The organism is Mesorhizobium australicum (genome assembly GCF_900177325.1).
Classification (GTDB): domain Bacteria; phylum Pseudomonadota; class Alphaproteobacteria; order Rhizobiales; family Rhizobiaceae; genus Mesorhizobium_A; species Mesorhizobium_A australicum_A.
Map to the genome: position 1 here is coordinate 159,336 of NZ_FXBL01000004.1, position 25,298 is coordinate 184,633.

The following is a 25,298-nucleotide window of genomic DNA, read 5'->3' on the forward strand; positions in this document are numbered from 1 at the left end:
TTCGGTCGTGGCGCCTGCCACAACCCCCCACGCCCTCCATGATGCGCCGGGGTACGACAGGATGCGAATGCGCCGGGATGCCTTCATTGCCGGCCCCCGGTGTCGTCGCGGGCAAGGAAAATGGGGGCAGCCCGCGTTCCGGGGGTGTCATCGCCTTGCGCCGGAACGGGAGAGCGGCGGTCAGCCGATGCACCACCGTTTGCAGGGAGATCGGCGGGATGGCTGTCGCCCGAGCGCACGACGAAGAGCGGTGCGTCGCGCCAATCGGTCTGCCGTTGGGGTGTCGTCGCAAGGTGGAGCGACGGCGATTTAACACCGAGCTGCGGTGCGAGAAGAGCGACGTAGGCGCGCGTTTCGGCAGAGAGCGGGCGGCCGGTCGAGCGATGCTCGTCGTAGCGCGCCGGACCCGCATTGTAGGCGGCGAGCATCGCGGCGACGTCGCCGTAGCGGCCCCACATCTCGCGCAGATATGCTGTGCCGGCGAGGATGTTGCTGCGCGGCTCGTAGGGATCGCGGCCGAGACCGTAGCGGGTGCGAAGTTCGGCCCAAGTATCCGGCATCACCTGCATCAACCCCGTTGCGCCGGCGGAGGACACGGCGCGCACATCGCCCGCGCTTTCGGCGCGCATGACGGCGACGATCCATGCTTCCGGGATGCCGAAGCGCTGCGACGCCTCGGTGATGTGCGCGGCATGTGGATTGACGGACGCGGCACGCACCGGCGGCGCGGATTGCGCCAGAGCCGGGGGCGTTGCGGCCGTGATGAAAGTCAGGCCGGAAAGAAGAAGGAGGATCGCCGTGTGCCGGACGGTGGATGACCGTCCGGCGCCGGCATGATCGTGGAGCGCCACGCTCAATCCCCCTTGCGCTGTTTCGCAGGGCGGTTGGTGTGCAGGCCCCAGACGGTGCCATCGCCGCCGGAGCGGAAGAGATTGGCGCGAAGCGGCCGCGCGAACAGCGGGCTTTCCAGCTCGATGGAGACGTATTCGCCGGCGCGGTCGCCGACATGCGTCCAGCCCGCTCCTATGTCGAAGCCCTCCTCGTCGCCGAGCAGAACGCGATAGTCGGGAGCGTTCTCGGATTCCGAAGGCTCGGCCGGAACGAGCGTGAGTTCAGCGTCAAGGCCGAGCGCCTTCAGGTGCCCCTCGAAACCGCGTTCGGTGCGGATGAGTTGGCCGATCTGCGCCATGGTGGTGGTCTCCTGTTTTTCGCGGTGGGAACGGGATGGACGCGCCGTCACCGCGTCGGCGCGCGCCAAACGAAACGGCCGTCGCCGTCTTCGTCGGTGTAGAGAGGGGTGGCCCGGCCGATGACCGCCGAGGCAGGAAGCGGACCGAAGTAGCGCCCGTCGAGGCTGTCACGGGCTTCCGGGTTCATGAGGAAGACTTCGCCGTTCGCGACGCGCCGGCAGCCCTGCCAAACGGGCAGATCGCGGCCACGGCTGTCGCGGTCGCGCGCCTCACCGAGCGGCACGGCGTCGATGGTGACGGCGCGACTGTGGCGGCAGACGCGCTGTCCAGGCAGCGCCATGACGCGCTTGAGAAGGGGTACATCAGGCCCGACATAACCGCGCTCGACCATGAATGCGGCGAGCGGCTCGGGCGGCATGACGGCGACCAGGTCGGTAACGTCGAGACGGTCGGCGGGCGCGATGCCGTATAGGCCGATCGGCACGCTGGCGGAGACGTTCCAGACCAGCTTGAGCGGGGTCGGAACGACGGCGGAAACGGCGATGCCGATCACGGCGGCCGTCGTCACCATGGCGTAGCGGAGACGGGTCATCCTTCAATCTCCCGCCGCCGAAGCCACGCGCGATGGCGCTCCATCGAATACGGGCGCGGCGCTTCTCCGGTGCTCATCCGGTGGGCGACATGGCGCCAGTGATCGGGCGCGACATCACAAGGGTCGATGTGGGTGGCCTCGATGGCATCGATGTGCCGCAGCACGTCTTCGACCTTCGGCCAGCTTTCGATCTTCAGCAGGATTTCGCCGCCGGGGCGTGCGAAGGGCAGCGTCTGATAGGCGTCGCCCGGCGCGACTGCCCGCACGATGTCGATGCGCGATATGACGGTGCCGAAGTCGTTCGCCGCCCAGCGGACGAACGCGAAGACGGTGTTCGGCCGGAACGAGACGATGCGCCTGTGGCGATCGAGGATATGTTCCCGCGCCTCGCGGCCGAACCTGATCCAGTATTCGATCTTCTTCTCGATCCACGTCAATTCGACATGGGTCAGGTCGTCCTGGGATTGCACGGCCGACGTCGGGCCGCTGCGCATGCGGTGGGCCGCGATGCCGGTCATGGAGTGTCTCCTTCGGTGGACGGGAATTCGCGCGCGAGCAGATCGCGCAGCATGTCGGCGACGGTGACGTCGCGCTGGAAGGCGGCAATCTTGATGCGTCCGCGCAGCTCGGGTGTGATGTCGATGGTCAGCCTGGCCGAATAGGTGGTGGCCACTTCCCTGCCGCCCGACGATGCATCCCCGGCCTTGATCCAGCCTTCCGGATCGACCGGTCGGGACGCGAAGCCTCGGCGGGTCGGGCGCTCGCTCATGACGCGATCCTCCCGATACCGAGCCGCGAAATCTCGACCAGCAACGCCGTGATCTCGCGGGCGGCGGGACTGTCGCCAGCGATCTCCGAGGCGAGCCGCCCGGTTTGCGCGGCGTCGGCGAAGACAACGCGCTGGCCGATGGTGGAGCTGAGCACCGGCGGATCGTGATCGGCCAATGTCTCGGCCGTCTCTCGGGCGATGACAGTGCGTGCGGCGCAGCGATTGAGGACGAAACGGGCGGCGAGTTGGGGTCGGTAGATGCGGGCCTCCGTGAGGAGGGAGAGCATTTCCGCCGAGGCCCATCCGTCGAGCGGAGACGGTTGCACCGGGATCAGGACGAGATCGGCGGCGAGAAGCGCCGAGCGCATGAGGCCGGCGACGCGCGGTGGTCCGTCGATCACTATCATGTCGGCGTTAAGGGCGAGTTCGGGCGCTTCCCGATGGAGCGTATCGCGCGCAAGTCCGACGACGCCGAAGGCGCGCGGGAGGCCCTCGCGCGAGCGCTGCTGCGACCAGTCGAGCGCCGAACCCTGCGGGTCGGCGTCGATCAGGGTGACGCGCCTTCCCCGCCGGGCGAGTTCGCCGGCAAGGTGGAGCGCAAGCGTCGTCTTGCCGACGCCGCCCTTTTGATTGAGGAGGGCGACGATCATCGGCGTGCTCCCGTCGGATCAAGAGGAAGCCGGGGCGCATCGCGATCTGCGGATGCTTCAGAGCCGTCCTTACGGAAAGATGGAGCCGGATCAGGCTTCCACTCCTGTCGTGCGGAGCTCTTCCTGTCGGCGATGCTGAGGCTTCTGGCGGTGTCGCGGATGAGGTTTTCCACATCGCGCGCGCGCTCTTCAGGGTTAGAGTCTTGGTTAGACTCTAAGTTAAGAGCGCGATTCCGCTTTTGCTTTCCACGCGTTACAGCCTGTTTGGGTTCCTGATAGCACGAGCCTCGGGTTCCCGATAGCACGATGGTCCGGGTTCCCGATAGCACGAGGCCGTCCACTGGTTTTCCACCGGGCGGCATCGGCTCGAAGGCGAGCAGCATGCGGCCGCCGATCTCCGCCTCGAGGAAAAGGGTGTAGCCGGGCAGAGGCTGGCGCCGGATGATGTCGCGCAGCTCGAAGGCGAAGCGCTTATACGGCGACAGGCTGCCAGATTTCCGGTGGAGATGGCGGAAGTCGAACCGCCAGCCGTCGCGCTGGCGTCCGCCATGCTTCCGAACCAGGCGGTAGAGCCAACGATCGAGTCCGCCCGTCAGATCGAAGTACGCCCGATCGATAGTGAGCACGAGCGCATCGTCGAGGACGGCCTGGTAGAACCAGTCCGGCACAATCAGCTCGATGCCGTCGGGACGGCCGTTTCGGTCGGTGCGTTCCTGCCACTCGTTGATCCACGAGAAGCGATGGCGACGGCCTTCTGCTGGCTGGCGGATCGAGGTGGAAACGGTGGTCGATTGCAGCCGGTCGAGCGCGGCCTTCAGGCGCTGATAGTCGCGTGAGCCGGTGCCCCGGCCAACATAAGTGAGGATTTCGTAGGGCGTGGCGGCCATCAGCCTGGAGGTACGAAGCCCGGTGTCGCGGGCTTCGACGATCTGGCTCGCCGCCCAGATCAGGATGTCGGCGTCCCAGATGGTCGCCATTCCGTGATCAGGGACAGCCTCGACCCGGATCGTCACGTTGCCGGCAGCGAAGTCGATCGGCGCGACGCGGTGGGTCTTGGAGAGGGAGAAGAAGGGATAGGCCATGAGATCCTGCGCGTCTCGTGGCGCGAAGTCGCCGGGGAGCGCCCGGAACAGGTCGAGCTGTCCGCGCTCTGAAAGGGATCGACGCCGCGCCACCATGAACGGAACCGCCCGCGATCAGCGTGCGTAGCGACCGGGTTGCGGAACGGCGAGTGGCACCTGGCGCTTCGCCGGCAACACCTGCCCACGCGGATCGGAGGTCGAGGTGACGGCACCGCGGGCCGCCCAGGCTTCGAGATCGTCGACCGCGTAGACGACGCGGCCCCCGAGCTTGCGGTAGCTGGGGCCGGTCCCGTAAGTCCGGTGCTTTTCGAGCGTCCGGGCGGACAGGCTGAGGAATTCGGCAGCTTCCTTGGTGCGCAGGAAGCGCGGCGGCAGAACGGCGAGATCGGGTCGCATGGGTCGGCCTTTCGTGGTCTTCGTTAGGGGCGCCGGAGATCGGCGGCGGACGAAGGCCACGATGGCGAAGCGAAACCGGTGAGTTGCAGGGCGAATTTGAGGGATATCGAAATCGCCCACCGGGCGAGCCGATGCGTTCGGCTAGGATGACCGACGATGACGAAGCAATCGACGATAGCCGCCCGCGATCATGGCGCGGGCATCCCGCAACAACGATTTGACTGCATGGCGGGCCGACGACGCCTGCCATTCATCGCGGTCGAGGCTACCGATATTGAAGATGACTTGCGCGATCTCCTGCTGGGTCGCGCCCGCACGTCGGCCATCGAAAGCCTGCAGCATTCGCCGAGCGCGGGACCGCTGCTGTCGCGTGAGGCGGGTGTCCGGGGGCACCGCCCTGTCGTGAAGGGCCGCGAGGAAACGATAGATTGCCTCCAGCCGGCCGAAACCCTCCGGCCCGAGCGGCACCAGGGCGGCGGCGGAATCCGGGTTGAATCCGCCACCCAGGCACAAAAGTTGAAGCTGCTCCCCATTGCCGAGATCGTAGTGAAAATTGCCATCGCCGTGATCGTGGACGGCCGGGGCGTCGTCTATCACCGGCAAGGGCCTGGCGTCAGGTGCAAGCGGCGGTGGAGCTCTATCGAGGACGACAACGCTGGTATCGTCCTGCGGCAACCAGAGCACGCGGGCGTCAGGAGGAGCGTTTTGAGGATCGACGGGGATAAAACAACCCCCAGTGCCGACGGATCTTGTCCGTCAGCGTTTGGACATCGGCATCGGCTTCGCTCGATGCCTGGAAATCACGGTCATAGGCGTTGTTACGGCGCAGCCATTCCCAAGCCAGGTCGGAAGCGGTCAGGCTTTCTACGTAGCCGTAATCGGCCGAGGATCGCCACCCTGATGCGTCTGGTGTCATCGCGGTCTACCTGCTGTTCTGGAGAACTGTGACAGCGGCAGACTTCCCGCCCAGGTTGTTTTATGGAAGGTGTCGTGTCGACAGTGGGTGATGCCGTGGACGCATCACCGTGATCACCGCCGCTGGCTTTCGCGAACCAGATCGCGATAGCCCTGCTCGCTCATCCATCGAGCCCGGGCGAGATGGGTGTCATGAATATGCCGGCAGCGCTCCGGCTCCTGATCGGCGTCGAGACCGAAGAGGATCCGGACAGCCTCCCGCCAATCCGCGCCATCGCGCGCGGCATCGAGAAGCCTCAGGTACAGCACCATATGCTCGCGGTCGTAGGGAGTGAGCGTCTCGCCCGATGGCGGCTCGTCAAGGAATGCTGGTGTCGATGGTGCCATTTCAGTCCAGAATTCTCGCGCTCGGCATTCGCCAAGCGGCGCACCGACCATACCAGATGAAGATGAGGGTCAGCGAGCCCGCGCGTTGCTTGGGCTGATGGTCGCCCTTATCAGGGAACACAATAGCCCGACCACCATCATATTGGGACCAAGCCGCCTACAGCAGGGTCCTGCCCCCTCTGATCGTTCATTTACATACTATAGTTGATAAACTCAAAGTATGTAAATCGCGATCTTCCTGCGCATGGATATGCGCAAATTGGTCGGCCGGAACTTCGCCCGCCTGCGTCGGGAGAAGGGCCTGACCCAGGAAGAGGTCGAAGCGCGGTCCGGCTTCAGTCAACAATATCTCAGCAGCCTCGAACGCGGCCGGAGAAATCCGACCGTGATCACGCTTTATGAATTGGCCCAAGCCCTCGGCGTCAGCCACGTCCAATTGGTCGAGCCTGACGATCAGGTCTGACAGGCACTTCCGCGTAGGTGCCCCCATTTCCTCCTGATCAACCCCCGGTGAAGCTCCAACGGCGCGGTTCATGGTGGCAGCGATCGGCCACGAACATAAGGAAAACCCCGGCGGCTTGCGCCGCCGGGCCTTCCGCATCCCCTCAGAACGGGATGTCATCGTCGTCGACGACCTTGCCGTCGTCGTTTTCTGTCTGCTTCGCCCGGCTCAGGAAGTCGACCGTCTCGGCGATGATCTCGCAGCCGTAGCGGTCGTTGCCCTGCTGGTCGGTCCATTTCGTGTAGTGGATGCGGCCGCGAACCAGTACCTTCATGCCCTTCTCGCAATATTGCTGGATCGTCTTGCCGAGGCCGTTGAAGGCGGTGACGCGGTGCCATTCGGTGTCCTGGACCCGGTAGCCGTTCTCGTCCCGGAGAACCCTGCCTTCCGAGTAGCGGGGGCGCGAGGTGGCCAGCGTGAAGTGGGTGATGCTGGTGCCGCCCTGGGTGGTGCGGGTTTCAGGGGCCTGACCGATATTGCCGGCGAGAATGACGATGTTCTGCATTTTCAAGTCTCCGTTGCTTTTCGGAGGGACCATCCCTCCGACGAGACCCGAAAAAGGACGTCTGGAGGCTCCCGCACTGAAGCCAACGGCGGCAGCTTGACCCCCAAGGCCCGGAGTGGTGCGGGCAGGCGCGTTTGCGCGCCAACACGGTCCGGAGCCGCGGGGGTTGCTGGAGAAAACGGAACGGACTTAGGGGATCAGTCAGTCGGAGGGATTGGTGCCTTTGAAAGCACGTAACGGGGACGCGCAGCAGAACACTTCGTCCTTGCCGACAACATCGTTCCGGCAGGCTCCCAAAACCCGCACCGCCCCGAGCGCGTGCCTGCAAGGATCCCCTTCAGCCGCCACCTGTGCCGCCGTCCGGACAGGCAGGCCGGGAAAAGAAGAGTACGGCTATCGGGCTCTAGGCGAATGGTATCGCTATCGCTTCGATGGCTGAAGGCGCGGTTCAGCAGCATTGCAAGAGAGGCAGATGAAGAGGCTCGCGGCGTGGTTCCATTTCATGAAGTGGCCCGCACAGGGCGTCGAGCGCGCGCGGCCTGCGTGATTCATGCCTGATGACGATTTCCCAAGCCGGATGAGGCGGGCCGGACACGCCGGCAAGCACAGCGATGCCATGACTGCTTCGTCTGTGTGGGCGCCGGAGGGCCGGCGGCGCAAGCCGCCGTTGTCAGATCACAAATGAAGTGGCGGGCGCAGAAGAAAACTGGAATGAGACTAGCGGAGCGCAAATCATCAAGGCCGCAATCGCTGTGACTCTTGACAATGCATCGGAGGTGATTCACGGTTTGTTCACAGCTTGTCCCCACTATGAAGGGGAGGTGGGACGTTGAAGCGCAAGTCACCCAATCTGGGCGTGAGCCTTCCGAAATGCCGCTGCTGCGGCAACTACTGGCGGCCGCCCCAAGGCGTGAACGCCAGTGCTGCCTACTGTAAGCGGTGCGCAAAGGAGCGCCGCGCGGTAGCCACAGCCAGCCTGGGTCTTAAGCGGATTACCTCTGCGGACCTCAGCGGCCATTTCCTGCTGCCCCGGCGCTTCCGACTGAGCTAGGCTTCGAAGAATGCGCGCAACTCAGCCATAGCCTGGGTTTGTCCGACAATGCCGTCCGATGCGCCGAGAGAACGCGAGCGTCCAGCTCCCAATGGCTCACTCCATGCGCGCCAGCGGTGCTTGCGCTGGGAGATGCGTTCCCATTCCACCTGCAACCGACGCTGCCCCTTCACCTGCTGCCATAGAACGAACTCCGGCTCAACCGTCGTGGTCCAGACGGGGTCAATCGGCAGCGCGGCGATGCCTGTTAGGGCCTGACCCGCGCTCTGGTGCCGACCTGCGGGATTGTCGTTCAGCATCTTGCGAATGACGGTGCGCCACGCCTTCGGGATGTGGGGCAACCATCTGAGGGTATCAACGAAGCCCCCACCAGGGATTATGTGTCGGGGGTCCGGTGCTTCCTCGTACCATACCTTGCCATGCAGTAGCCGGAACAAGGTCATGCCCAGCGCCCATATGTCGGTCTTCGGGCTCGTTCCGTTGCCGTGCCAGACCTCATAGGCAATGTGATCGCTATACCCGGCTTGGGAGCCATAACCCAGGATCAGTTCGTCGGTCACCAGGCCGAAGTCACCGAGCTTCGCGACGCCCTTCGAATCCAGCAGGATATTCGCGGGCTTGATGTCGCGATGGAGCATCTCACGCGCGTGTAGAGCGCCCAGCCCAAGCAACACCTCTGTCGCCACCTTTTTGGCGGCAGGCAGAGTCATGGGCCCTTCCTCAAACTTGGCCTGCAACGATCCGCCGGGGCAAAACTCCATACAGATGACGACACTGTTGCCACCGTCGCCTTCGACCACGTGATGCACCTGGACCACATTGCGGTGGGTTGCCTTCGAGAGGTGCTGGGCTTCGTTGAGAGAGCCGCCCTTATATTTCTCCCAGGCAGCATCGTCGTGGTGCGCCTCGCGGCTCAAAACCTTCACCGCTACGTTCCCGTGAGCTGGGTCGGTGCCCTTGAACACCTGGCCGAAGTGCCCGTTGCCGATCCTGTCATCAATCTGGAGGCCGGAGACGTACTCTCCCATCAGGCATTCCTCGCGGCGATCAGGAGCATGGCGACTTCACGGCTCATTTTCCTTAGTTTCCCACCGGCTGTCTGCTTATCCCAGAAGGAATCGTCGGCCACGTAGTCGTCTACATTGCGCTCGCCATAAGTCCTGCTGATCACGCCCTTGGTGAGCTGCTTTACAGAACAGACCGAGCCCGCGGCGGCGATGACAACACCGCGAACTTCGGCGCTCTGCAACATCCCGAGCTTTGCAGATCCCTTCCCCATCACCGCGCTGGCCTTCACGACCACACCGTCGATTTGATTCTCTCTTAGATAGTCGGCGCACTGTTGATGAAGCACATTATATGCGGTGGCCCGGTCGCCGTTCTGGACCTTCCAAGTATCGTCTGCGAGCACGACAAGTGGCTCACTTTCGTCGTCCGGGATTTCGGCATCGACGTAGATTACGCCTTCTTTCGAGGCGCTGAGCCCCAACCATCGCTTTGTCATCCAGCCCCCCGGTTTTTTGCGGCATATTGATACAACGTAGATGACGATTGGTGAAGAGAACGAGAATGGGGCCGCCGCACCGCCGATGCTCAGCAGGCGTGCTCTTGTAGGACAATTCCGCATTTGACAGCCGCGGTATTCATCACGGAAGCGGCGGATCGAGGCCGCCACATCAGCGCGAAAGGGCGGATACCCCGAGAGCGTTGAGATTGATCATGGCCGCGATGCCGATGAAGAACCCAACAGTGCCGCAGAGCAGGTTGAGTGCAACGCCCGAGTCGATGGCGTTCTTCGCGACCCCATGAACGAGCGCATAGCCGGCAATCGCGGCAGGCACCGCGAAGACGGCGAGAGCGATGAGACGCAGAACCGGGTTCTTCGCAAAGCCGAGAACAGCGATCACCAGCCCGATGGAAAGGAACGCCGCGCCGATCGCGGCAAGCCCCGACATCAGGAAGCCGGCGCCAGCGCCATAAGCAAATTGAGCAGTCGAAAGGCCAACCATGAAGGGCAGGGCGTAGATCGCAAGATTATAGGCGATGATGCAAAGCGCGATCGACAGGGAGACAGCGAGCAGGATCAGCGTCATGGAAGCCTCCACATGAATGGTTGAGGATCACGACAGGCTGCCGGAAGGTACGCTCCGCCTGCGACTATGCTACTTCGCCGGTTCTGCAAGGATGCTTCATCAAAGCCATCAGCCGGTTGCGTAGTCAAGTATTGGCGGCTGAAGCAGCCGCCCGAAGCGGCGCTTTACGCGCCACCGTCGAACTTCAATACCGGGATGCCGAGCTTGCGGGCCTTGTCGCCGAGGTTTTCCTGGATCCCGGTTCCGGGAAAGACGAGGACGCCGACCGGCAGGACGTCCAGCATGGCGTCGTTGCGCTTGAAGGGCGCGGCCTTGCCGTGCTTCGTCCAGTCGGGCTTGAAGGCGACTTGGCGCACACCGCGATTGTCCGCCCATTTCGCGGCGATCAGTTCGGCGCCCTTCGGCGAACCGCCGTGCAGCAGCACCATGTCCGGGTGCTTGGCATGGACCTGATCGAGCTTCGCCCAGATCAGGCGATGGTCATTGTAGTCGAGACCGCCGGTCAGGGCGACCCTGGGGCCGGAGGGCAGCATCACCTCAGTCTCGGCGCGGCGCTTCGCGGCGAGGAAATCCCGGCTGTCGATCATCGCGGCGGTCAGGTTGCGGTGGTTGACCATCGATCCGGTGCGCGGCCGCCAGGCGGTGCCGGTGTGGCGCTCGAAGGCTTCGGCGGAGAGATCGCGGAAGAGTTCCATGCTGTTGCGCCGCTCGATCAAGGTCTGACCCTCTGCCGTGAGGCGCTCCAGCTCGACCGACTTCACCTCGCTGCCGTCCTGTTCCCGCTGGAGGCAGCGCTGCGCCTGCTCGTTGTCGTCAAGCTCGCGCTCGACCCGGCCGGCGGCGCGGTGGAAGAGATTGACGGTCGACCAGAGCAGTTCGTCGAGGTCGGGCTCGAGGCGGGTGTCGCCGAGTGTGGCGACGAGGGCATCAAAGATGTCCGCGACCGCGGCGGCGACCTGATTGCCCTCCGGCAGCGGCCTCGGATCGGCTTCATCCTGAAACGGACGCCAGCCATAGAGCTGGAGTTCGGTGAGGACATGATCGGTTGGGGATGAGGTGTGGTTCGGCTCGAAACCTGCGTTTTCGTCTTCATTCATCATCGGGAGCGTCCTTGTCTGGAGACCGCGCCCATCGCGGCCTTCGCAGGCGTCGAAAGCCCGCGGGCGGGACGGACTGGCACCCTCGCGCTCCCGCGAGGGCTTTGATGGCCGGGTTCGGGCTATTTTGTTTCGCGCTGCAAAGGCGGCTGATCCGGGGTCCCCATGCGACCCGTCGCGTGGGGTGGTCAGGCGCCGGCGGAAAATATCCCGAACGCGGCCATTGCCTGGCCGGCCCGCTTGTGGGCCGATCGCCCTCTTGAGAAGGCCGTGGGCGCCGGACTCTTCGACAACGAAGGATGTTTCCCGATGATGAGCGGAGGCGGCAGGTGGAGACGCCCGGGGACCGCGCCTCGTTCCCGCCGATCTCCTCACCCTTCCATGAAACGGCTGACGTCTTCGGGGTGAAGCTGTTCCTTCAGTGTCGCCCGGAGGGCATCGACGCCGCGCCAGCGCAGATCCTCGTTGAAGTCCCCGGCGACCGGCGACACCGCAATTGCCTCGATCCCGACGCTCGTCGCTCTGGCGATCAGGCCATTTCTCGCGCCGTCCCCGGCCGGGTCGCGATCGCGCAGCACATAGAGCCTGCGCAGCGTCGCCGGGAACCGACAAGCGGCAAGGTGAGCGGCCGAGAGCGCCGCCAGCATCGGCATCTGGGGCAGGACCATACGGGGCGACAGCACGGTCTCGATGCCCTCCCCGGCCGCGAGCACCCGACCTGCCACCCCGAAACGGACGGCGTGCCCGAGAAGGTCGCCCATCGCCCGCCGCGGTGTCTTGACAGGCGCCTTGCCCGAACCGTCGGGGCTGAGCCAGGTGCGGTGCGCCCCCGTCTGCCGTCCGGCGAGGTCGGTGACGGAAGCGACCATCGCCGGCCAGATCTCGGTGGGCGAATGCTCGTCGGGCCGATAATAGCAACGCGGATGGAAACGCAGGCTTGTGGTTTCGTGCAAAGCCGTAATGCCGCGATTGCGGAAATACGTCTCTACAAGCGTGCCGCCGACCGGCTGCGACATGGCGAAGAGCCGCCGTGCCGCTTCAGGCGACCCCGACGAGGCCATGCCCGGCGCCCTGCCGGTCGGCGTCCTCGTCTTGTCCGGCTCGGGATGCGGCAGAGAGAGGAAACGGCGGGCTTCCTCGGCCACGTCCTTGAAGTCGACAAGGCCGAGCGCCTCGCGGATGACGTCGAGGAGATCGCCATACTCGGCGGTTGCGGCATCGGTCCAATGCCCGGCGGCGCCGGGACCTGATTCCGGTCCGCTGAGCCGGACGAACATCGACCGGCCGGGCGTATTGCGAACGTCGCCCACCGTCCAGTAGCGGCCCTGGCGCCGTCCGTTGGACAGGTAATGGCGGCAGACCGCCTCGGCCTGCCGGCCGAGACGGATCGCCAGTTCGGAGGCGTCGTGACGGGCCATCAGGCAGCCTCCCGCTCGCCGATACGCTCAACCGGCCAGCGGTCGAGCAGTCTGGCGAGCACGGCCGGGCCGTTCGCATCAACCGGTACGAACATGCGCAGCTTCCACGAGATGATTTCGTGGAAGAGGCCATAGGCGGTGAGGCGCTCCCGCATCGTGTCGGTGAAACCCGACAGCTCGATGCGGTTGGCACCCATCACGCGGGTCCGGCGAAGCTGGAGGCCCTCGGAAAGATCGAGGATCGTCCGGCCGTCCATCAGCGCGATGAAAGCCTCGTCCGGCGTGAGCGCGGTCGCGCCGGTCGTGGTCGCGTTGGCGGCCGAGGCCGGCGAGACCTTGCGGCCGATGATCCGCTCGCCCGCGTCGGTCTGGAGCCGATAGACGCGGGTGGACTCGTTCGGCACGCCCGCCGACGGATCGACCGGCAGCCGGGCGGGCAGATGTTCGGCCAGCCAGCCGATCAGCGTGGCCACATCAGGCGCGACGCCGAGAGACGCGGGAAACACGGTCGGATCGTCGGCGGGCAGCTTGTCGATGACGGTGAGCCGTGTGGGAATCGTCGTGCCGTGCTTTGCATAGACCGAGCCGTCGATGGCAGCGGAGAAGACGACGCGGCCGCGCTCCTGCAGCCGGGCGAAGGCTGCTGACCAGGCCCGATTGTCGGGCGCGAAGCCGGCGCCGGTGATGGTCACCAGACGGCCGCCGGGAGCGAGACGTGCCAGCGCCGACGCGACATGGCGGAACGCGGCGTCGGCCATGCGGCCCCCGACATTCGCCATGACCGAGAACGGCGGGTTCATGAGCACGACGCTCGGGATCGCCCGTGGATCGAGATGGTCGTCGATCTGGGCCGCGTCGAAGCACGTGACAACCAGGGCCGGAAAGAGGAGAGAAAGGAGGCCGGCGCGGTCTCGGCAAGCTCGTTGAGCGCGAGCGAGCCGCCAGCGATCTCGCCGAAGATGGCGAGAAGCCCTGTGCCGGCCGAAGGCTCCAGCACACGATCCGCCGGGGTGATGGCGGCGGCCGTTGCGGCGGCCAAGGCCAGCGGGATCGGCGTGGAGAACTGCTGGAAGGTCTGCGCCTCCTCGGAACGGCGCGTGTGTGTCGGCAGAAGACCGGTGATTTTCGACAGGGCGGAAAGCCGTGCAGCCGGAGATGCGGCTTTACGGAAAAGCGCACGTCCGTATTTACGGAGAAACAGGACGGTCGCGGCCTCGCTGGCGTCATAGGCCGTCTTCCAGTCCCAGGCGCCGGTCGCGTCGGACGTACCGAAGGCCGACTCCATCGCGCTGCGCAGAGTGGCGGCGTCAACGCGCTGACCGCGCTCAAGATGGGGAAGGAGCAACTGCGCCGCCGCGAAGATCGCGGAAGAGGTGTCGGGATCGTGGACGGCCGGAAGCAACGCGGCAGCGGGCGCCGCTGCGGACGCGGAAATCATGTTCATGGGGAGGACCTCGGGAGAGCGGGACAGGATCGAGCCGCGCAGCGCTCTCTTTCAACCGCACCGGCTCACATCCGTCCCGGCCGCTCTCTCCCTCTGACGCATCGGCCCTGACACATCGCCGGCAAGACATGGCTCAGGGGATCAGTGGGAGGGTCAGGGATCGCGCGCGCCGGCGATGATCGCCTCGCCGCGAGCGACCGCCCACGAGGCTCTTTCGACCCATTCGTCCGATGACGCGCGATCCGCGAGGCGGTCCGCGACCAGCATCTTCAGGAGGCCGAGCAGGATCTCGAAATGCGCGGCCTTGCGCTGGATCGTCTCCCCGAAATGCGAGGGGACGGGAATCGGCGGGCTGGAATAGGCCGCATCAGCTCCCTCCCAGATCCCGGTGACGTAGTTCTCTCCTGCCGAGTCGTGATCGAACTTGCCGGTCGTCCATTCATCGTCCTCAACAGCCAGGCGGCAGGCGGCCGCGGGCGTATCGGCGGAGTAAGTGCGGTGCCGGTAAACCGGGAGGTGATAGGTGACCTCGATCGTGTATTCGGGCATGAAATGGCTCCTGAAACGACAAAGCCCGGCGCGACGGCCGGGCTGGGTTGGCTGGATGTTGCGGCGGTCGAGGCGTGGGCGCCGGGTGGATGCGGTCGCTGTCGAACTCGACATCATCCGCGATGGCATTGCGACCATCGGCCGTAACGCGGTCGATGAAGACGATGATGCCTTCGCGCCGCTCATCGATGTCGATATGCTCGGGACGGGCCATCGATTCCATGGCGGTTTTCGCCTGAACCTTCGCCTTCTCGATTGCTTCGGCGTCCGAGCCGGCCTCGACGGTGAAACCGTCGTATGCGCGCATCCAGAAGCCGATCTTGACGGTGTATTCGCTCATGGCTCGCACCTCACGCGGCTTGGAACAGCGCAGCGCGAGCAGCCTGCCGCCAGGAGGGATCGACCAGCCGGCCCTCGAGTGCGCTCGCGCGGAAGCGAAGGCTGCGAGCGGTGCTATGGTTGTCCCAACCGGCCTCGAACGAGGCTTCGCCGCGCAACTTACTGGCCTTTTCCACGATCAGCCGGGCTTCGCCGTCGGAAGCGACGGGTTCGCACCACCTGACGCTGCGCCGCCACGGCTCGCCTGCGAGAACCAGGCAGTGCTCGCCGTCGCGGACGATGAACAGACGGGGCAGGAAGCCGAGAGCACCATCCTCGCCGGTGGCGATCTCGTCCTGTCGAGCCAAGCGTTCGACGCAGGCGATGGCCTCGGCGAGCGATGCGCATTGCGCCAGCTCGACCGTGTGCGGGACGGTATAAGAGCCGTAGATCGGATCGTCTTCCGGGTACTCGATTTCGCCAAGGCAATCGACTCGCAGCGGGAGCTTGCGAGCGGCGGTAAGGGTGGCGATGGCCCGCGCAACCGGAGCGGCGGCGGATATAAGAGTGAACGTGTCCATTTCGGTTTCTCCGTGACAGGCGACGGAAGCCTCTCTTCCGACCCTCATCCCGTCACGGCCAAACCGGCCGGCCTCTCACTCTCGGCTCCGCCCCCCTTTACCGCTGCGGGTGGCGGGCCTGATCCCGCCGCACGCGATCGCGGCCCGGATGCGCTGTGCGTTCCGGGCCGGGTGAGTGAGGCGCATTCGCCTCACTGCCAGGGATCGAGTTCCAGTTTCACCATTTCCTCGTCGCCATCGAATTCATCGGCGGGCATGGCGCCGTGGGTTCCATCGCCAGCCTGGAACACGACGATCGAGACCATCAGCGTGGCGGCGAGGCTGGCGGCGAAGGCGGTGGCATCTGCGTAGGACATGGGTTCCGGCTCCTGTCTTGGAGGCGGGGGACCATCCCCCGCGCGACAGGCGCCCGAAGTGTCTGACCGGATCTGCAATCACCCTCGCGCGTTCGGGCAAGCCCCGAATCCGCAAGGGCGGCACGCTCGCGTAAGCCGACCCCTTCGGGGTTGATTGACGAAGAGACGGTTCGGACCAAGGTTTGCGAATGGAAGCGGGGGTGGTGCCTGGTCTCTGGCTGGAAGCCGGCACCCGTCGCAGGTGCCGCTGCCTTCGCCGCCAGCTTTCCCCCATGCCGGTCTTCTCGCAACGCTGTTACAGGCGGCGGAACCCGTCCCCGGAAACCACGATGGCGGCCCATGCGCGCTGGATATCGACTCTGGCAGGCTCGATGTCTGTGCTCAGCACGACATGGCCTGGCACGGCCAAACGGGCCGATACGGGATCAGCCCCAAAGTCCGTCCGCGATCTCGCGGGCGGTCATGGCGCGGGCCCTCTGCAGCAGATCGTCACCGCAGGTATCGATATGGCCGTAGAACCGCGCCCGGCCGCCGTTCGCGTTCCAGTCGGCATAGCAGCAGTATTCACGGGCATCGAGCCCAAAGCCCCGCGCTGCTTCGGCTCCACGACGATGGTGATGCCACCACGGGTTTCCTCCCACCGAAGCGAGCGCTCCGCGGGAGGATTGCGGCGGTCCTCGGCGAAGATCTCATTCACCGTCATCATGCTGTCCCTCCGTCTTCGCTTTCGGGATAAAGCCGGTTGGATCGTCAGGATCAGGCGGCAGGTAGGCGTCATAGGGATTGCCGTCTGCAAGATGGCCGAACGGCGTCATGACGTAATCGCCGTCCTCCGCACGCCCCACGGCGCACAGGACGTAGCGCGGCTCGCGGGTGACGGCATCCATGCACTCCATGAGTGCGAGATTGCCGTCACCTGCCGCGCGTAGCAGCGTGTTGAAGTTGGTGCGCGCGTAGTCGGGAATGGCCATGGGTTTCTCCTGAAACGAAAATGGCCCGCGGTCATTCGACGGCGGGCCAGGTGAGCGGGAATGAGCGATGGTCAGGCGGCGGCGCGTCCCTCGACGACATCGGCGCCGACTTCATCGGCCGTGACGTCCTCAAGCCGGGCGCGGCTGTATCCCGCTTTTGCCAGCCAGAGTTCGGCGGCCTCACGGTTCTCCGCCAGATGCAGCAGTTCGACGTTATCGCCGATATCCTGCACGACGCGGACCTGACCGACCCTCGGGCGCTCGATGACCCGGAAGGTCAGGTCGCTGTCGATGCCATAGGTGCGCATGACGGTGACGAGGATGATGCCGCCCTGACCGAAATTGCCTTCATGCAGTGTGAAGCATGGCGGGCTTGTGTAGGTCGGGCGCTCACGCGCGGGCTCCTTGCGCACAAGGCGGCCGACGCCGTTGCGGCGCTCCCAGGCCGCCAGCTTCTTCGTGAAGCGGGCGGGCGGCTTGGGCTCTCCGTCAGCATAGGCAATCAGCGAGCCGAGCGGAGCTATGTCGAGGACAAGAGAAGCGGACATTGTTGGTCTCCTGAAACGAAAACGGCCCGGCGGGATGCCGGGCCTTGCGGATGGAGGATGAAGAAGAAAGATGGGGCGACCGACGCCGCCCCGCAGATGCGTGTCACTCGGCGGCGACGAGAACCGCCGGCTCGTCGTCGGCGTCACTCGCATCGTCCTCGTCGTCGCCGGCGAGGAAGTTGGGCAGCGCCTCGTCCTCCTCGTCGTTCTCGGCCGAGAGTTCCGCCGGCTCCTCCGCGACCAGGCGCAGCGGCTCGGGAAGCCAGCCGGTGTCGGCCAGCAGGCGTTCGGCCTCCCTGGCCATGTCGCCCTTCTTGAGATGGTCGATCAGCTCGGCGGCGCGCTCGCCCGCCCCCTCGCGCACGGCTTCGAGGATGTGAGGCTTGGTGACGCGGCCGAGATAATTCTCGACCGTCGGCTTCCAGCCTGCTTCCACCATGTCGAGTTCGACAGCGCGCGCGAGCCGATCCGCCTCGGCGAGACGCTGCTGGATGCCGTGCACGGTGACGGTGCCGCCACCGTAGCGATCGGCCTTCTCGTAGAGGGCGTTGACCCCGAAAGCAGCGCAATGCGCGAAGAGCGCCGCCTGCTCGGTGCCTTCGAGAGAGACGAGCCAATCCCAGAGGGAGGTCTCGTCGGTTGGCATGCGCGCCTCCCATGCCTTGTGGCGTTCCTCGATGGCCTGCGCCGCCGGGGTATCCTTCAAGCCGGGCGCTTGCAGGGAGAATCCGGTGTTGCGCACCGAGACTTCCATGGCCGGGCTGTAGGAGATGTAGCGGGAGAAGACGTCCCGGCAGAATTTGTGCAGCACGGCCAGGAACGCGACGGACGGATTGTTGGCCAGCCTGTCGCGCAGTGCAAGGGTACGCTCGGCCGTCAGTTCCGTCACCAGGCGATCCGGCAGCGGCTTGATGACGTCGTCATCCGTATCCGTCGGCTGGCTGCCGATGGTGATCACGGTGCGCTGAGCCGAAGGATCGACATCGGCGTCACCGTGGCCGATGCCGGCGTCACCACCGGTCGAGGAGCCGTTGCCCTCGACGGCGGCTTCCGGCTCATCCTCGGGACGGACATAGCCGCGATCGACGACGAGTTCGCCGTCCCGGCCGATGCTGAGGAAGACGCCGGCGCGGGCGATCTCGTCCGGATCGAAGCTGACGGGACGGTTCTCGAAGGCACTGAGGGCGGCCTCGATCTCCGCGAGACGCTGATCCACCTCTTCGGGCAGATCGTCGGCCTCCGCGTATTCCGATTCGAGATCGTCATACTCGTTGCGGAGTGCCTCGCGAGCCGCCCGTTCCTCTTCGGTGAGGTCCTGCGTCGTGCCGGTCAGCTTGCGCAGGCCGTTGGCATGGCCGTAGGGAAGTTCAACCGAAGCGTCGATCCACTTCCAGCCCTGGGCGGCAATCTCGTCGGCCATCGCCTTCAGCTTCTCGTCAACCAGGCGGTCGAGCAGGGAGACGTCCTGCAGCCAGCCGTCATTGTCGTGGGCAAAGAGATCGCGAAGCATCGCGCCGCCCGCAGCCTCATAGGCTTCGAGGCCGATGAAACGGGCACGCTTGTCGGATGCCGGGACCGTGGTTTCGGTCAGCATGCGCCGGATTTGCCACGGCTCCTTCTGCCAGGAGTTGCGGATGCTCTCCCAGACCTGTTCCTGACGGGCATGGTCGGGATTGACGGTGAAAGCCATCAACATCTCCAGCGTCATGCCGTCCTCGGCATAGACGTCGAGCAGCACGGGAGAGACGGCGGCAAGGCGAAGCCGCTGCCTGACGACCTGAACCGTGGTGAAGAAGGCCGCCGCGATCTCCTCTTCGGTCATGCCCTTGTTGCGCATGTCGAGGAAGGCGCGGAACTGGTCGAGGGGATGCAGCGCCACGCGCTGGGTGTTCTCGGCCAGGCTGTCGTCCTCTGCGAGGATATTTGTTGAGGGATCGCGAACGACGCAGGGCACCGGCGCGGTCTTGGCAAGACGCTTCTGCTTCACGAGGATCGCCAGGGCCTGATAGCGGCGGCCGCCGGCCGGCACCTCGAACATGCCGGTCTCGTTGCCCTCGGCATCGAGCACGGGGCGGACATTGAGGCTCTGGAGAAGCGTGCCGCGGCGGGCGATATCCTCGGCCAGTTCCTCGACCGAAACGCCGGCCTTTACGCGCCGAACATTCGACTGGCTGAGAACGAGCTTGTTGAAGGGGATGTCGCGCGAGGGCGACAGAGTGAGTTTCTGAGCGGCAGTAGCCATCGGGGTAGTCTCCGCGACGGGCGCCGAGAGCCTCTCTCTCCGCTTTCAACCCGTCGCGAAAATCCCCTCCCTCCTCTGACTCTCCGGGTAGCGCGGTCGGCTTCCTGCGACAGGAAGTCACCACTCCGGGAAACCGCGGGCGGATGAAGCCGAGCACCGTCAGGCCATCCGGCAAGCAATCAGATTTCGCCTCGGGCGCGCAGACTGACCTCCCGGCCGATACCGACGATGATATGGTCATGCAGCGTCAGGCCCATGACCTTGCAGCCTTTCTGGATCTCCTTGGTCATCGCCATGTCGGCTGACGACGGTTCAGGATCACCCGCAGGATGATTGTGGACGATGATCAGCGCTGTCGCGTTGAGAGCCAGAGCCCGCCTCAGAACTTCACGGGGATAGACGGGGACGTGATCGACCGTGCCGATGGAGAGGCACTCATCCGAGATGAGCCGGTTCTTCTTGTCCAGATAGAGGACATGAAACCGCTCCACTTCGCCGCGGATGGTGAGCGCGCAATAGTCCAGCACCGCCTGCCAGGACGAGAGGACCGGGTTCTGGTTGAGATAGCGCAGCAGGATCTGGCGCGCCTCATAGATGACAACTTGCTCCTGGGCCGAGAACCGGAGAGGCTGCGGCTCGAAACCAAAAGTCTTCTGATGTCGGGTCATAGTTACGTCTCCCGACGGGCAGCAGGCCCTGTGCCAAAGCTTTCAACCCGTCACGAGGCGAGGCGCCGCCCTCGTCGTCTGAGAGAGCGGCGCAGGATCGCAAAACGCACAGCCGGAAATCAGGCTTTCTGGGTTTCCGTATCGGGGGGAGTGAGGTTGAGCGCGGCAGCGCTGCGGGCGCGTGCGTAAAGAATGCGCTCGGCCGCACGTATGCTGCCAGCCTCTCTTGCCGCCTCGGCCCAGACCGAGATCGGAAAATCCCCGGTAAAGAGCAGGTCCCGCTCGATCCCTATGCCGAAGGGCAATCGGATGGACTCCATTTCCTCCAGCGAAAAGCTGCCAAGTTCCGGATAGCCGAGATCGGCGAGACCGAACATAATGTCGCCGTCCGGATCCAGTTCGGTCGCGAGCCAGACGCCTTCGCCGAGCGGATTGAAGAATTTCACAACCGGCACATGGTCGACGTCGCGCTGACGGCCATTCGCGAGCAGGCGTTGGCGCAGATCGGGGGGCAGGAGGATCATGCCGCCCTCCTGTCGATGGTGCCGGCCTCGGCGGCGGAACCGTCCGCATCCGGAAGGAAGGACAAGATCCAGTCCGCCGCCCTGCTGGCCTGCGAAGCGGCACGGACGATGGCGCGGGAATCCTCGCGCATGACGTCGAGCCAGGAGCCGATGTAATCCGCATGGCGCACGGTCGGGACGATGCCGACCGAAGCGCAGCAGAAAGCCGAAATTTGTTCGGCAATCATTTCTTCGAAGGCGTATTTCTTCGAGCCGAAGGAGCCGGAAAGATCGCGATTGAGCCGGCTGTGATGACCGCTGGCGTGGCCGATTTCGTGAAGCGCGGTCCGGTGCCAGTTGATCGGCTCGTAGTAGGCTTGCGGCGGCGGCACGACCACATAGTCGTGGGCTGGAACGTAAAACGCCTTGTCACCGCCGATACGGAAGTCGATGCCGGTCGCCTTGATGAGCGCCTCGACCATCGGCTCGATCACGCCGGGTGGCGGCGGCGGGATGGTGACGGCGATATCGTCGGGCAGTCCTTCGCATTGCGCCGTGTTGAACACGGTGAACCGTTTGAGAAACGGGATGGCCTGCGCCTCCTCGCCGGTCTCGCGGGCGCGCTTCTTCTCGTCCTCGGGAACGAAGCGATCGGCATAGACGACGGTAGTGCCGCGTTCGCCCTTGCGCACATTGCCGCCAAAGGAAAGAGCCTGCCGGAACGTCAGCCAGCCCTGGCCGGGAAAGCCGTGCTGGACGACGGCGCCCCAGAGAAGAAGGATGTTGATGCCGCTGTAGCTTCGGCCCGTGCTGGCATTCCTGGGCAGGCCGAGCGGGACTTTCGCCCCGGACCTACCCCAGGGCTGCACCCAGGGCACGCGGCCAGCTTCCAGCTCGGCGATGATCTTGTTGGTAATTTCGTCGTACAGGTTCGTCCGGTCCGAGCCGGCGCGTGAGGTGCGATCATATCTGGACATCGCGGTTCTCCGCGACGGGCGCCGGAGACCTCTTCCCCGGCCCTCAACCCGTCACGGCAAACCCCGTCCGCACTCTTACTCTCGCCGGGCCGAGGGCCCGCAAAGGCGCAGAACCGTAAAAGCGCAAAGCCGCGTTCCAGACATCTGCCGACAGCAGCAGCACCATGCGTCAGGGATCGACGCCCACAGGGTGAAGACCGCGCATGCGGGGGCTTCAGCGCCAGCCGAGAGTCCGGCCCGAAGGGCGACGCCCAACTTCCAAGTCATCCGAGTCTCGCGACATACCTCGGCCATCGCTGAAGCTGCTCAACCTCGTAAAGTCAAATGGATTGCAGGCGATTGCCTGACTACGATGCACCCTTCCACGGCTCGCCCGGCAGGCGTTCGATCAGCGCGGACTGAACCTTCGCCGCCGCCGACTCGAAATCCCAAGCGTAGCCGTTGGCCAGCAAGGGGCCGATGTCAGCGGTGAACTGCGGATCGCTCCGCTTTTGGTGCATGTTCTGCTCGAACAGGGCACGGGTGACGGTATGGCCGCCATGCTCCATGTAGGAGCTGAAGGTCTGGACGATGCGCTCGGGGTCGGCGTCGTTCTGCTCGAGCGCCACGGCCAGGTCGAAGAGGTCACGACCTTTCTTGCGCTGGTACAGCGCGCGCAGCTTGGTGCCGAGCAGTTCGTCCAGCTCGTAGGTCGCGATCTCGCAGGCCCCTTCGAACCAGCGCGACGATACGCTGAAGGGAAGCTTCTTGAATCCGTGAACCGCGAAATGCTCACGCGAATTGATCTCGACCTTCAGCTTCATGGCGATGGGCGGCGCGTCTTCGGATGCGAAACGATAGACGAAGGTCACGCGGCCCTCCGTCTGCTTCCAACGCGGGGCGCCGAGCCACGGGTCGAGCACCGACCGCAGCGCGTCCATCACCGGCCCGGCAGCTTCCGCCCGCATCTGCACGAGGTCGATGTCCTCGGAATAGCGTGCGGCCGGTTTGAGATAGAGTTTGTACAGCGCCGTCCCGCCGCGAAAGGCCAGCGCCTCGGCGAGGACTGGATGTGAGAATATCGCGACCAGCGCGCGGCAGATGACGAGATCCTGCTCGATCTGGATGTCCTGCACCCAGGGCGCCTGCGCCCGCCAATCGGTAATGTAGTCGCGCGGGATCACAGTTCGGCCTCCACGTCGGCGTTGACGAGAAGTTTCCACCCGTCATCCCGCATGGCGCCCTCGGCCGAAGCTATGGGCAAGAGCGGAGCCGTCTGCCGTGCGTGCGTGCGCACATAGGATTTCAGCGGCGCGGCGAGCGCATGGGCATCAACCTTTTCGAGGAGATAGCCAAGACGCTGCGCCCAGGGGATTGGCGCCATTTGCGCCGCCGCGACCAGTTTGCTGGCGTCGAGGTTCTCGGCGAGTTCGCCCAGAACCGTTGCCACCTGGTCGAGGCCGCCGACGTGATCGTAGTAGCCGACAATGTCGACCGCCGTTGCCTCAGGGGTGGAGACAAGCACGGTGCCGCGCGGCGTGTTGAAGGTCTGAACGGGGATCCGTGCGATATCCTTGCGCACCACGAAGGCGACGCGCACCGCGCCGCATGCAAGCGGGCGGCGGCTCTTCGCGACCATCACCTGCGCTTCCTGCGGGCGATGATGGGCAGCGCCATGATACTGCGCTGCGGAGAGAAGTCCCATATAATAGGGCTGGCCTAGCCTCTGCATGAGCGCGGGGATGAACTGGTCCGCGGGCAGAGACCCGAGGGAGCGGTATTCCGGGGGAATGATGACGTAAAAGCCTCGCGCCGGCGAGGCGATCAATCCCTGCTTCGCGAGGCGGTTTAGGGCGAGTTTGGTGGCGTCGGGTGAAACTCCCAGCGCCTCCCGCGCGTCGCCGGAACTGAAATGATATCGCCCGCCGCTGGCAAGGCGGGCGATATAGTCCCGGGCGTGAATTCGCGATTCTGATTTCATGTGCACAAAGTATCATTTTCTAATACCTTGTGCAATTGATTCGAGAACGACCACGCCGCCGGCAAAATACCAAGCCCCCATCCCTCGTGTCTCAAGAGCGGGCCAACCCTAGTTCCGCCGAAACTGCGGCTGCATGTGACCTGCCACTGAGTTTTTCCTCCACCTGGAGTTAGAGTCCGGCCTCGATTGAAGGACGGACAGATGAAGCGGAAGCGGTTTACGGAAGAGCAGATCATCGCGGTTCTGCGCGAGCACGAGGCGGGTGCGAAGGCGGGCGACCTGGCCCGCAAGCACGGGGTTTCGGAGGCGACGCTGTATAACTGGAAGGCGAAGTATGGCGGCATGGACGTGTCCGACGCCAAACGCCTGAAGGCCCTGGAAGACGAGAACGCGAAGCTGAAGAAGCTGCTCGCCGACCAGATGCTGGAAGCCTCGGCCCTTCGCGAGCTGCTGTCAAAAAAATGGTAGGGCCCGCCGCCAAGCGCGAAGCCGTCGCGCATCTGAGGTCCGCCATGGGCCTGTCGGAGCGGCGGGCCTGTTCCTTCGTCGGTGCCGATCGCAAGATGATCCGCTACCGGTCCTGCCGTCCGCCGGAGACGGAGTTGCGCGGCAAGCTGCGTGACCTCGCCAATGAACGCCGGCGTTTCGGCTATCGGCGCCTGTTCATTCTGCTGCGGCGGGAGGGTGAGCCTTCGGGGATCAACCGGATCTATCGCCTCTACCGGGAGGAAGGGCTGACAGTTCGCAAGCGCCGGGCGCGGCGACGAGCGGTGGGCACGCGAGCGCCGATCCTGGTCGAGGCGAGACCGAATGCGCGTTGGTCGTTGGACTTCGTGCACGACCAGTTCGCCTGCGGTCGGCGGTTCCGCGTGCTCAACATCGTCGACGACGTGACGCGCGAATGCCTGGCCGCGATCCCCGACACGTCGATCTCCGGTCGTCGGGTGGCACGTGAGCTGACCGATCTGATCGGCCGTCGCGGCAGGCCGGCCATGATCGTTTCCGACCACGGCACGGAGTTCACCTCGAACGCCATCCTCGCCTGGTCGAAGGACCATCGTGTCGAGTGGCACTACATCGCGCCGGGAAAGCCGATGCAGAACGGCTATGTCGAGAGCTTCAACGGGCGGATGCGGGACGAGCTGCTGAACGAGAGCCTGTTCTTCGGCATCGACCATGCGCGCAGCGCCATCGCCGAATGGAGGCAGGACTTCAACACCGCGAGGCCACACTCCTCGCTCGGCTACCAGACCCCGGCGGCCTTCGCCGGAACCCTCGCCGCAACCGCCTCCGACGCTTCGCTCGATAAGGGCTTCGCGTCTCCACCGGTTGCTCAACCCGCGCCCTACGGCGTAACAGAAACGGCCGAGGCTCTAATCGCCACTGGATGACAGTTCAGTGGCAGGTCACATGGACGACAGCGTTACGTCAATTCGTTCCGATGCTTCCATTGGCGCAGGCCCCGCGAAGGTTCTAAAAATCCAACCTTACACTGTTACAACGATCGACACTTCTTGGAGCGATACCTATTGAG

Annotated in this window: 32 protein-coding genes and 2 pseudogenes; 3 read left to right on the forward strand and 31 right to left on the reverse strand. The window is 64.8% G+C overall.

What is annotated here, in order from left to right; genetic code table 11:
- Window positions 1-83: 83 nt before the first annotated feature.
- The 11 genes from B9Z03_RS03095 to B9Z03_RS03145 all read right to left on the reverse strand — a co-directional run bounded on the left by B9Z03_RS03095 (window position 84) and on the right by B9Z03_RS03145 (window position 5,981).
- A complete protein-coding gene (locus tag B9Z03_RS03095; RefSeq protein ID WP_085462836.1) occupies window positions 84-851 on the reverse strand; it encodes a lytic transglycosylase domain-containing protein in 768 nt (255 codons plus the stop codon).
- Between the two features lie 2 nt (window positions 852-853).
- The gene (locus B9Z03_RS03100; RefSeq protein WP_085467476.1) at window positions 854-1,189 is read right to left on the reverse strand and encodes a DUF736 domain-containing protein; all 336 of its coding nucleotides are present in this window, start codon (window positions 1,187-1,189) and stop codon (window positions 854-856) included.
- A 47-nt stretch (window positions 1,190-1,236) separates the two neighbouring features.
- The gene (locus B9Z03_RS03105; protein WP_085462837.1) at window positions 1,237-1,782 is read right to left on the reverse strand and encodes a S26 family signal peptidase; all 546 of its coding nucleotides are present in this window, start codon (window positions 1,780-1,782) and stop codon (window positions 1,237-1,239) included.
- A complete protein-coding gene (locus B9Z03_RS03110) occupies window positions 1,779-2,300 on the reverse strand; it encodes a DUF2840 domain-containing protein (protein ID WP_085462838.1) in 522 nt (173 codons plus the stop codon). The genes B9Z03_RS03105 and B9Z03_RS03110 overlap by 4 nt, the downstream gene beginning before the upstream one ends.
- Window positions 2,297-2,551 carry a hypothetical protein gene (locus B9Z03_RS03115; RefSeq protein WP_085462839.1) on the reverse strand — a complete coding sequence of 85 codons (255 nt, stop codon included), beginning with the start codon at window positions 2,549-2,551 and terminating at the stop codon, window positions 2,297-2,299. Before B9Z03_RS03115 ends, B9Z03_RS03110 begins: the two co-directional genes overlap by 4 nt.
- Window positions 2,548-3,201: a ParA family partition ATPase gene (gene parA / locus B9Z03_RS03120; protein WP_085462840.1), complete on the reverse strand. Its 654-nt coding sequence runs from the start codon at window positions 3,199-3,201 to the stop codon at window positions 2,548-2,550. Before parA ends, B9Z03_RS03115 begins: the two co-directional genes overlap by 4 nt.
- On the reverse strand, window positions 3,198-4,379 hold the full coding sequence (locus tag B9Z03_RS03125; protein WP_085462841.1) for a replication initiator protein A: 1,182 nt from the start codon (window positions 4,377-4,379) through the stop codon (window positions 3,198-3,200). Before B9Z03_RS03125 ends, parA begins: the two co-directional genes overlap by 4 nt.
- A gap of 18 nt (window positions 4,380-4,397) precedes the next feature.
- Window positions 4,398-4,679 carry a helix-turn-helix transcriptional regulator gene (locus B9Z03_RS03130; protein ID WP_085462842.1) on the reverse strand — a complete coding sequence of 94 codons (282 nt, stop codon included), beginning with the start codon at window positions 4,677-4,679 and terminating at the stop codon, window positions 4,398-4,400.
- Between the two features lie 141 nt (window positions 4,680-4,820).
- The gene (locus B9Z03_RS03135; RefSeq protein WP_244561643.1) at window positions 4,821-5,276 is read right to left on the reverse strand and encodes a DUF2285 domain-containing protein; all 456 of its coding nucleotides are present in this window, start codon (window positions 5,274-5,276) and stop codon (window positions 4,821-4,823) included.
- 94 nt (window positions 5,277-5,370) lie between these two features.
- Complete coding sequence (locus tag B9Z03_RS03140) at window positions 5,371-5,595, reverse strand: transcriptional regulator domain-containing protein (RefSeq protein WP_085462843.1); 225 nt, start codon at window positions 5,593-5,595, stop codon at window positions 5,371-5,373.
- A gap of 113 nt (window positions 5,596-5,708) precedes the next feature.
- Window positions 5,709-5,981 carry a DNA -binding domain-containing protein gene (locus B9Z03_RS03145; protein WP_244561644.1) on the reverse strand — a complete coding sequence of 91 codons (273 nt, stop codon included), beginning with the start codon at window positions 5,979-5,981 and terminating at the stop codon, window positions 5,709-5,711.
- A gap of 244 nt (window positions 5,982-6,225) precedes the next feature.
- Here B9Z03_RS03145 and B9Z03_RS03150 point away from each other — a divergent pair, with 244 nt between their 5' ends.
- A complete protein-coding gene (locus tag B9Z03_RS03150; RefSeq protein WP_085462845.1) occupies window positions 6,226-6,444 on the forward strand; it encodes a helix-turn-helix domain-containing protein in 219 nt (72 codons plus the stop codon).
- Between the two features lie 142 nt (window positions 6,445-6,586).
- Here B9Z03_RS03150 and B9Z03_RS03155 read toward each other — a convergent pair whose 3' ends face one another.
- The 20 genes and pseudogenes from B9Z03_RS03155 to B9Z03_RS03245 form a co-directional block, all read right to left on the reverse strand.
- The gene (locus tag B9Z03_RS03155; protein ID WP_085462846.1) at window positions 6,587-6,988 is read right to left on the reverse strand and encodes a single-stranded DNA-binding protein; all 402 of its coding nucleotides are present in this window, start codon (window positions 6,986-6,988) and stop codon (window positions 6,587-6,589) included.
- Window positions 6,989-8,035: 1,047 nt separating this feature from the next.
- The gene (locus tag B9Z03_RS03160) at window positions 8,036-9,067 is read right to left on the reverse strand and encodes a serine/threonine-protein kinase (RefSeq protein ID WP_085462847.1); all 1,032 of its coding nucleotides are present in this window, start codon (window positions 9,065-9,067) and stop codon (window positions 8,036-8,038) included.
- Window positions 9,067-9,543 (reverse strand): hypothetical protein, encoded by a 477-nt coding sequence (locus B9Z03_RS03165; RefSeq protein ID WP_085462848.1) that lies wholly within the window; start codon window positions 9,541-9,543, stop codon window positions 9,067-9,069. Before B9Z03_RS03165 ends, B9Z03_RS03160 begins: the two co-directional genes overlap by 1 nt.
- Window positions 9,544-9,715: 172 nt before the next feature.
- On the reverse strand, window positions 9,716-10,132 hold the full coding sequence (locus B9Z03_RS03170) for a hypothetical protein (RefSeq protein WP_085462849.1): 417 nt from the start codon (window positions 10,130-10,132) through the stop codon (window positions 9,716-9,718).
- A gap of 164 nt (window positions 10,133-10,296) precedes the next feature.
- Window positions 10,297-11,232: a DUF2493 domain-containing protein gene (locus tag B9Z03_RS03175; RefSeq protein WP_085462850.1), complete on the reverse strand. Its 936-nt coding sequence runs from the start codon at window positions 11,230-11,232 to the stop codon at window positions 10,297-10,299.
- Between the two features lie 368 nt (window positions 11,233-11,600).
- On the reverse strand, window positions 11,601-12,647 hold the full coding sequence (locus tag B9Z03_RS03180; RefSeq protein ID WP_085462851.1) for a DUF7146 domain-containing protein: 1,047 nt from the start codon (window positions 12,645-12,647) through the stop codon (window positions 11,601-11,603).
- Window positions 12,648-13,066: 419 nt separating this feature from the next.
- Window positions 13,067-14,091, reverse strand: a pseudogene (locus B9Z03_RS03185) (methylase); the annotation flags it as partial.
- A gap of 153 nt (window positions 14,092-14,244) precedes the next feature.
- Window positions 14,245-14,640 (reverse strand): hypothetical protein, encoded by a 396-nt coding sequence (locus tag B9Z03_RS03190; RefSeq protein ID WP_085462852.1) that lies wholly within the window; start codon window positions 14,638-14,640, stop codon window positions 14,245-14,247.
- On the reverse strand, window positions 14,540-14,980 hold the full coding sequence (locus tag B9Z03_RS30165; protein ID WP_244561645.1) for a hypothetical protein: 441 nt from the start codon (window positions 14,978-14,980) through the stop codon (window positions 14,540-14,542). Before B9Z03_RS30165 ends, B9Z03_RS03190 begins: the two co-directional genes overlap by 101 nt.
- Before the next feature lie 10 nt (window positions 14,981-14,990).
- The gene (locus tag B9Z03_RS03200; RefSeq protein WP_085462853.1) at window positions 14,991-15,539 is read right to left on the reverse strand and encodes a hypothetical protein; all 549 of its coding nucleotides are present in this window, start codon (window positions 15,537-15,539) and stop codon (window positions 14,991-14,993) included.
- Between the two features lie 191 nt (window positions 15,540-15,730).
- Window positions 15,731-15,895, reverse strand: a complete 165-nt coding sequence (locus B9Z03_RS29290; RefSeq protein ID WP_139832149.1) for a hypothetical protein — start codon at window positions 15,893-15,895, stop codon at window positions 15,731-15,733.
- A 425-nt stretch (window positions 15,896-16,320) separates the two neighbouring features.
- Entirely contained in the window at window positions 16,321-16,536 is a 216-nt protein-coding gene (locus tag B9Z03_RS03205) for a hypothetical protein (protein ID WP_348528993.1), read from the reverse strand.
- Window positions 16,537-16,584: 48 nt separating this feature from the next.
- Window positions 16,585-16,866 (reverse strand): DUF6117 family protein, encoded by a 282-nt coding sequence (locus B9Z03_RS03210; protein WP_085462854.1) that lies wholly within the window; start codon window positions 16,864-16,866, stop codon window positions 16,585-16,587.
- 71 nt (window positions 16,867-16,937) lie between these two features.
- Window positions 16,938-17,414, reverse strand: coding sequence for a hypothetical protein (locus B9Z03_RS03215; protein WP_085462855.1), 477 nt, complete (start codon window positions 17,412-17,414; stop codon window positions 16,938-16,940).
- A 103-nt stretch (window positions 17,415-17,517) separates the two neighbouring features.
- Window positions 17,518-19,656 (reverse strand): ParB/RepB/Spo0J family partition protein, encoded by a 2,139-nt coding sequence (locus B9Z03_RS03220; protein ID WP_085462856.1) that lies wholly within the window; start codon window positions 19,654-19,656, stop codon window positions 17,518-17,520.
- Window positions 19,657-19,835: 179 nt separating this feature from the next.
- On the reverse strand, window positions 19,836-20,324 hold the full coding sequence (locus B9Z03_RS03225) for a JAB domain-containing protein (RefSeq protein ID WP_085462857.1): 489 nt from the start codon (window positions 20,322-20,324) through the stop codon (window positions 19,836-19,838).
- Window positions 20,325-20,443: 119 nt separating this feature from the next.
- Complete coding sequence (locus tag B9Z03_RS03230) at window positions 20,444-20,848, reverse strand: DUF2958 domain-containing protein (RefSeq protein WP_085462858.1); 405 nt, start codon at window positions 20,846-20,848, stop codon at window positions 20,444-20,446.
- Window positions 20,845-21,804 (reverse strand): ArdC family protein, encoded by a 960-nt coding sequence (locus B9Z03_RS03235; protein ID WP_085462859.1) that lies wholly within the window; start codon window positions 21,802-21,804, stop codon window positions 20,845-20,847. The genes B9Z03_RS03230 and B9Z03_RS03235 overlap by 4 nt, the downstream gene beginning before the upstream one ends.
- A 347-nt stretch (window positions 21,805-22,151) precedes the next feature.
- Complete coding sequence (locus B9Z03_RS03240; protein ID WP_085462860.1) at window positions 22,152-22,967, reverse strand: nucleotidyl transferase AbiEii/AbiGii toxin family protein; 816 nt, start codon at window positions 22,965-22,967, stop codon at window positions 22,152-22,154.
- The gene (locus tag B9Z03_RS03245; RefSeq protein ID WP_085462861.1) at window positions 22,964-23,764 is read right to left on the reverse strand and encodes a type IV toxin-antitoxin system AbiEi family antitoxin; all 801 of its coding nucleotides are present in this window, start codon (window positions 23,762-23,764) and stop codon (window positions 22,964-22,966) included. Before B9Z03_RS03245 ends, B9Z03_RS03240 begins: the two co-directional genes overlap by 4 nt.
- Before the next feature lie 201 nt (window positions 23,765-23,965).
- Between B9Z03_RS03245 and B9Z03_RS30170 the strand changes: the two are divergent.
- Both B9Z03_RS30170 and B9Z03_RS03250 read left to right on the forward strand, forming a co-directional pair.
- Window positions 23,966-24,118: pseudogene (locus B9Z03_RS30170) on the forward strand (transposase); the annotation flags it as partial.
- Entirely contained in the window at window positions 24,085-25,155 is a 1,071-nt protein-coding gene (locus B9Z03_RS03250) for an IS3 family transposase (RefSeq protein WP_244561880.1), read from the forward strand. The pseudogene B9Z03_RS30170 and the gene B9Z03_RS03250, both read left to right, overlap by 34 nt.
- The last annotated feature ends 143 nt before the right edge of the window (window positions 25,156-25,298 follow it).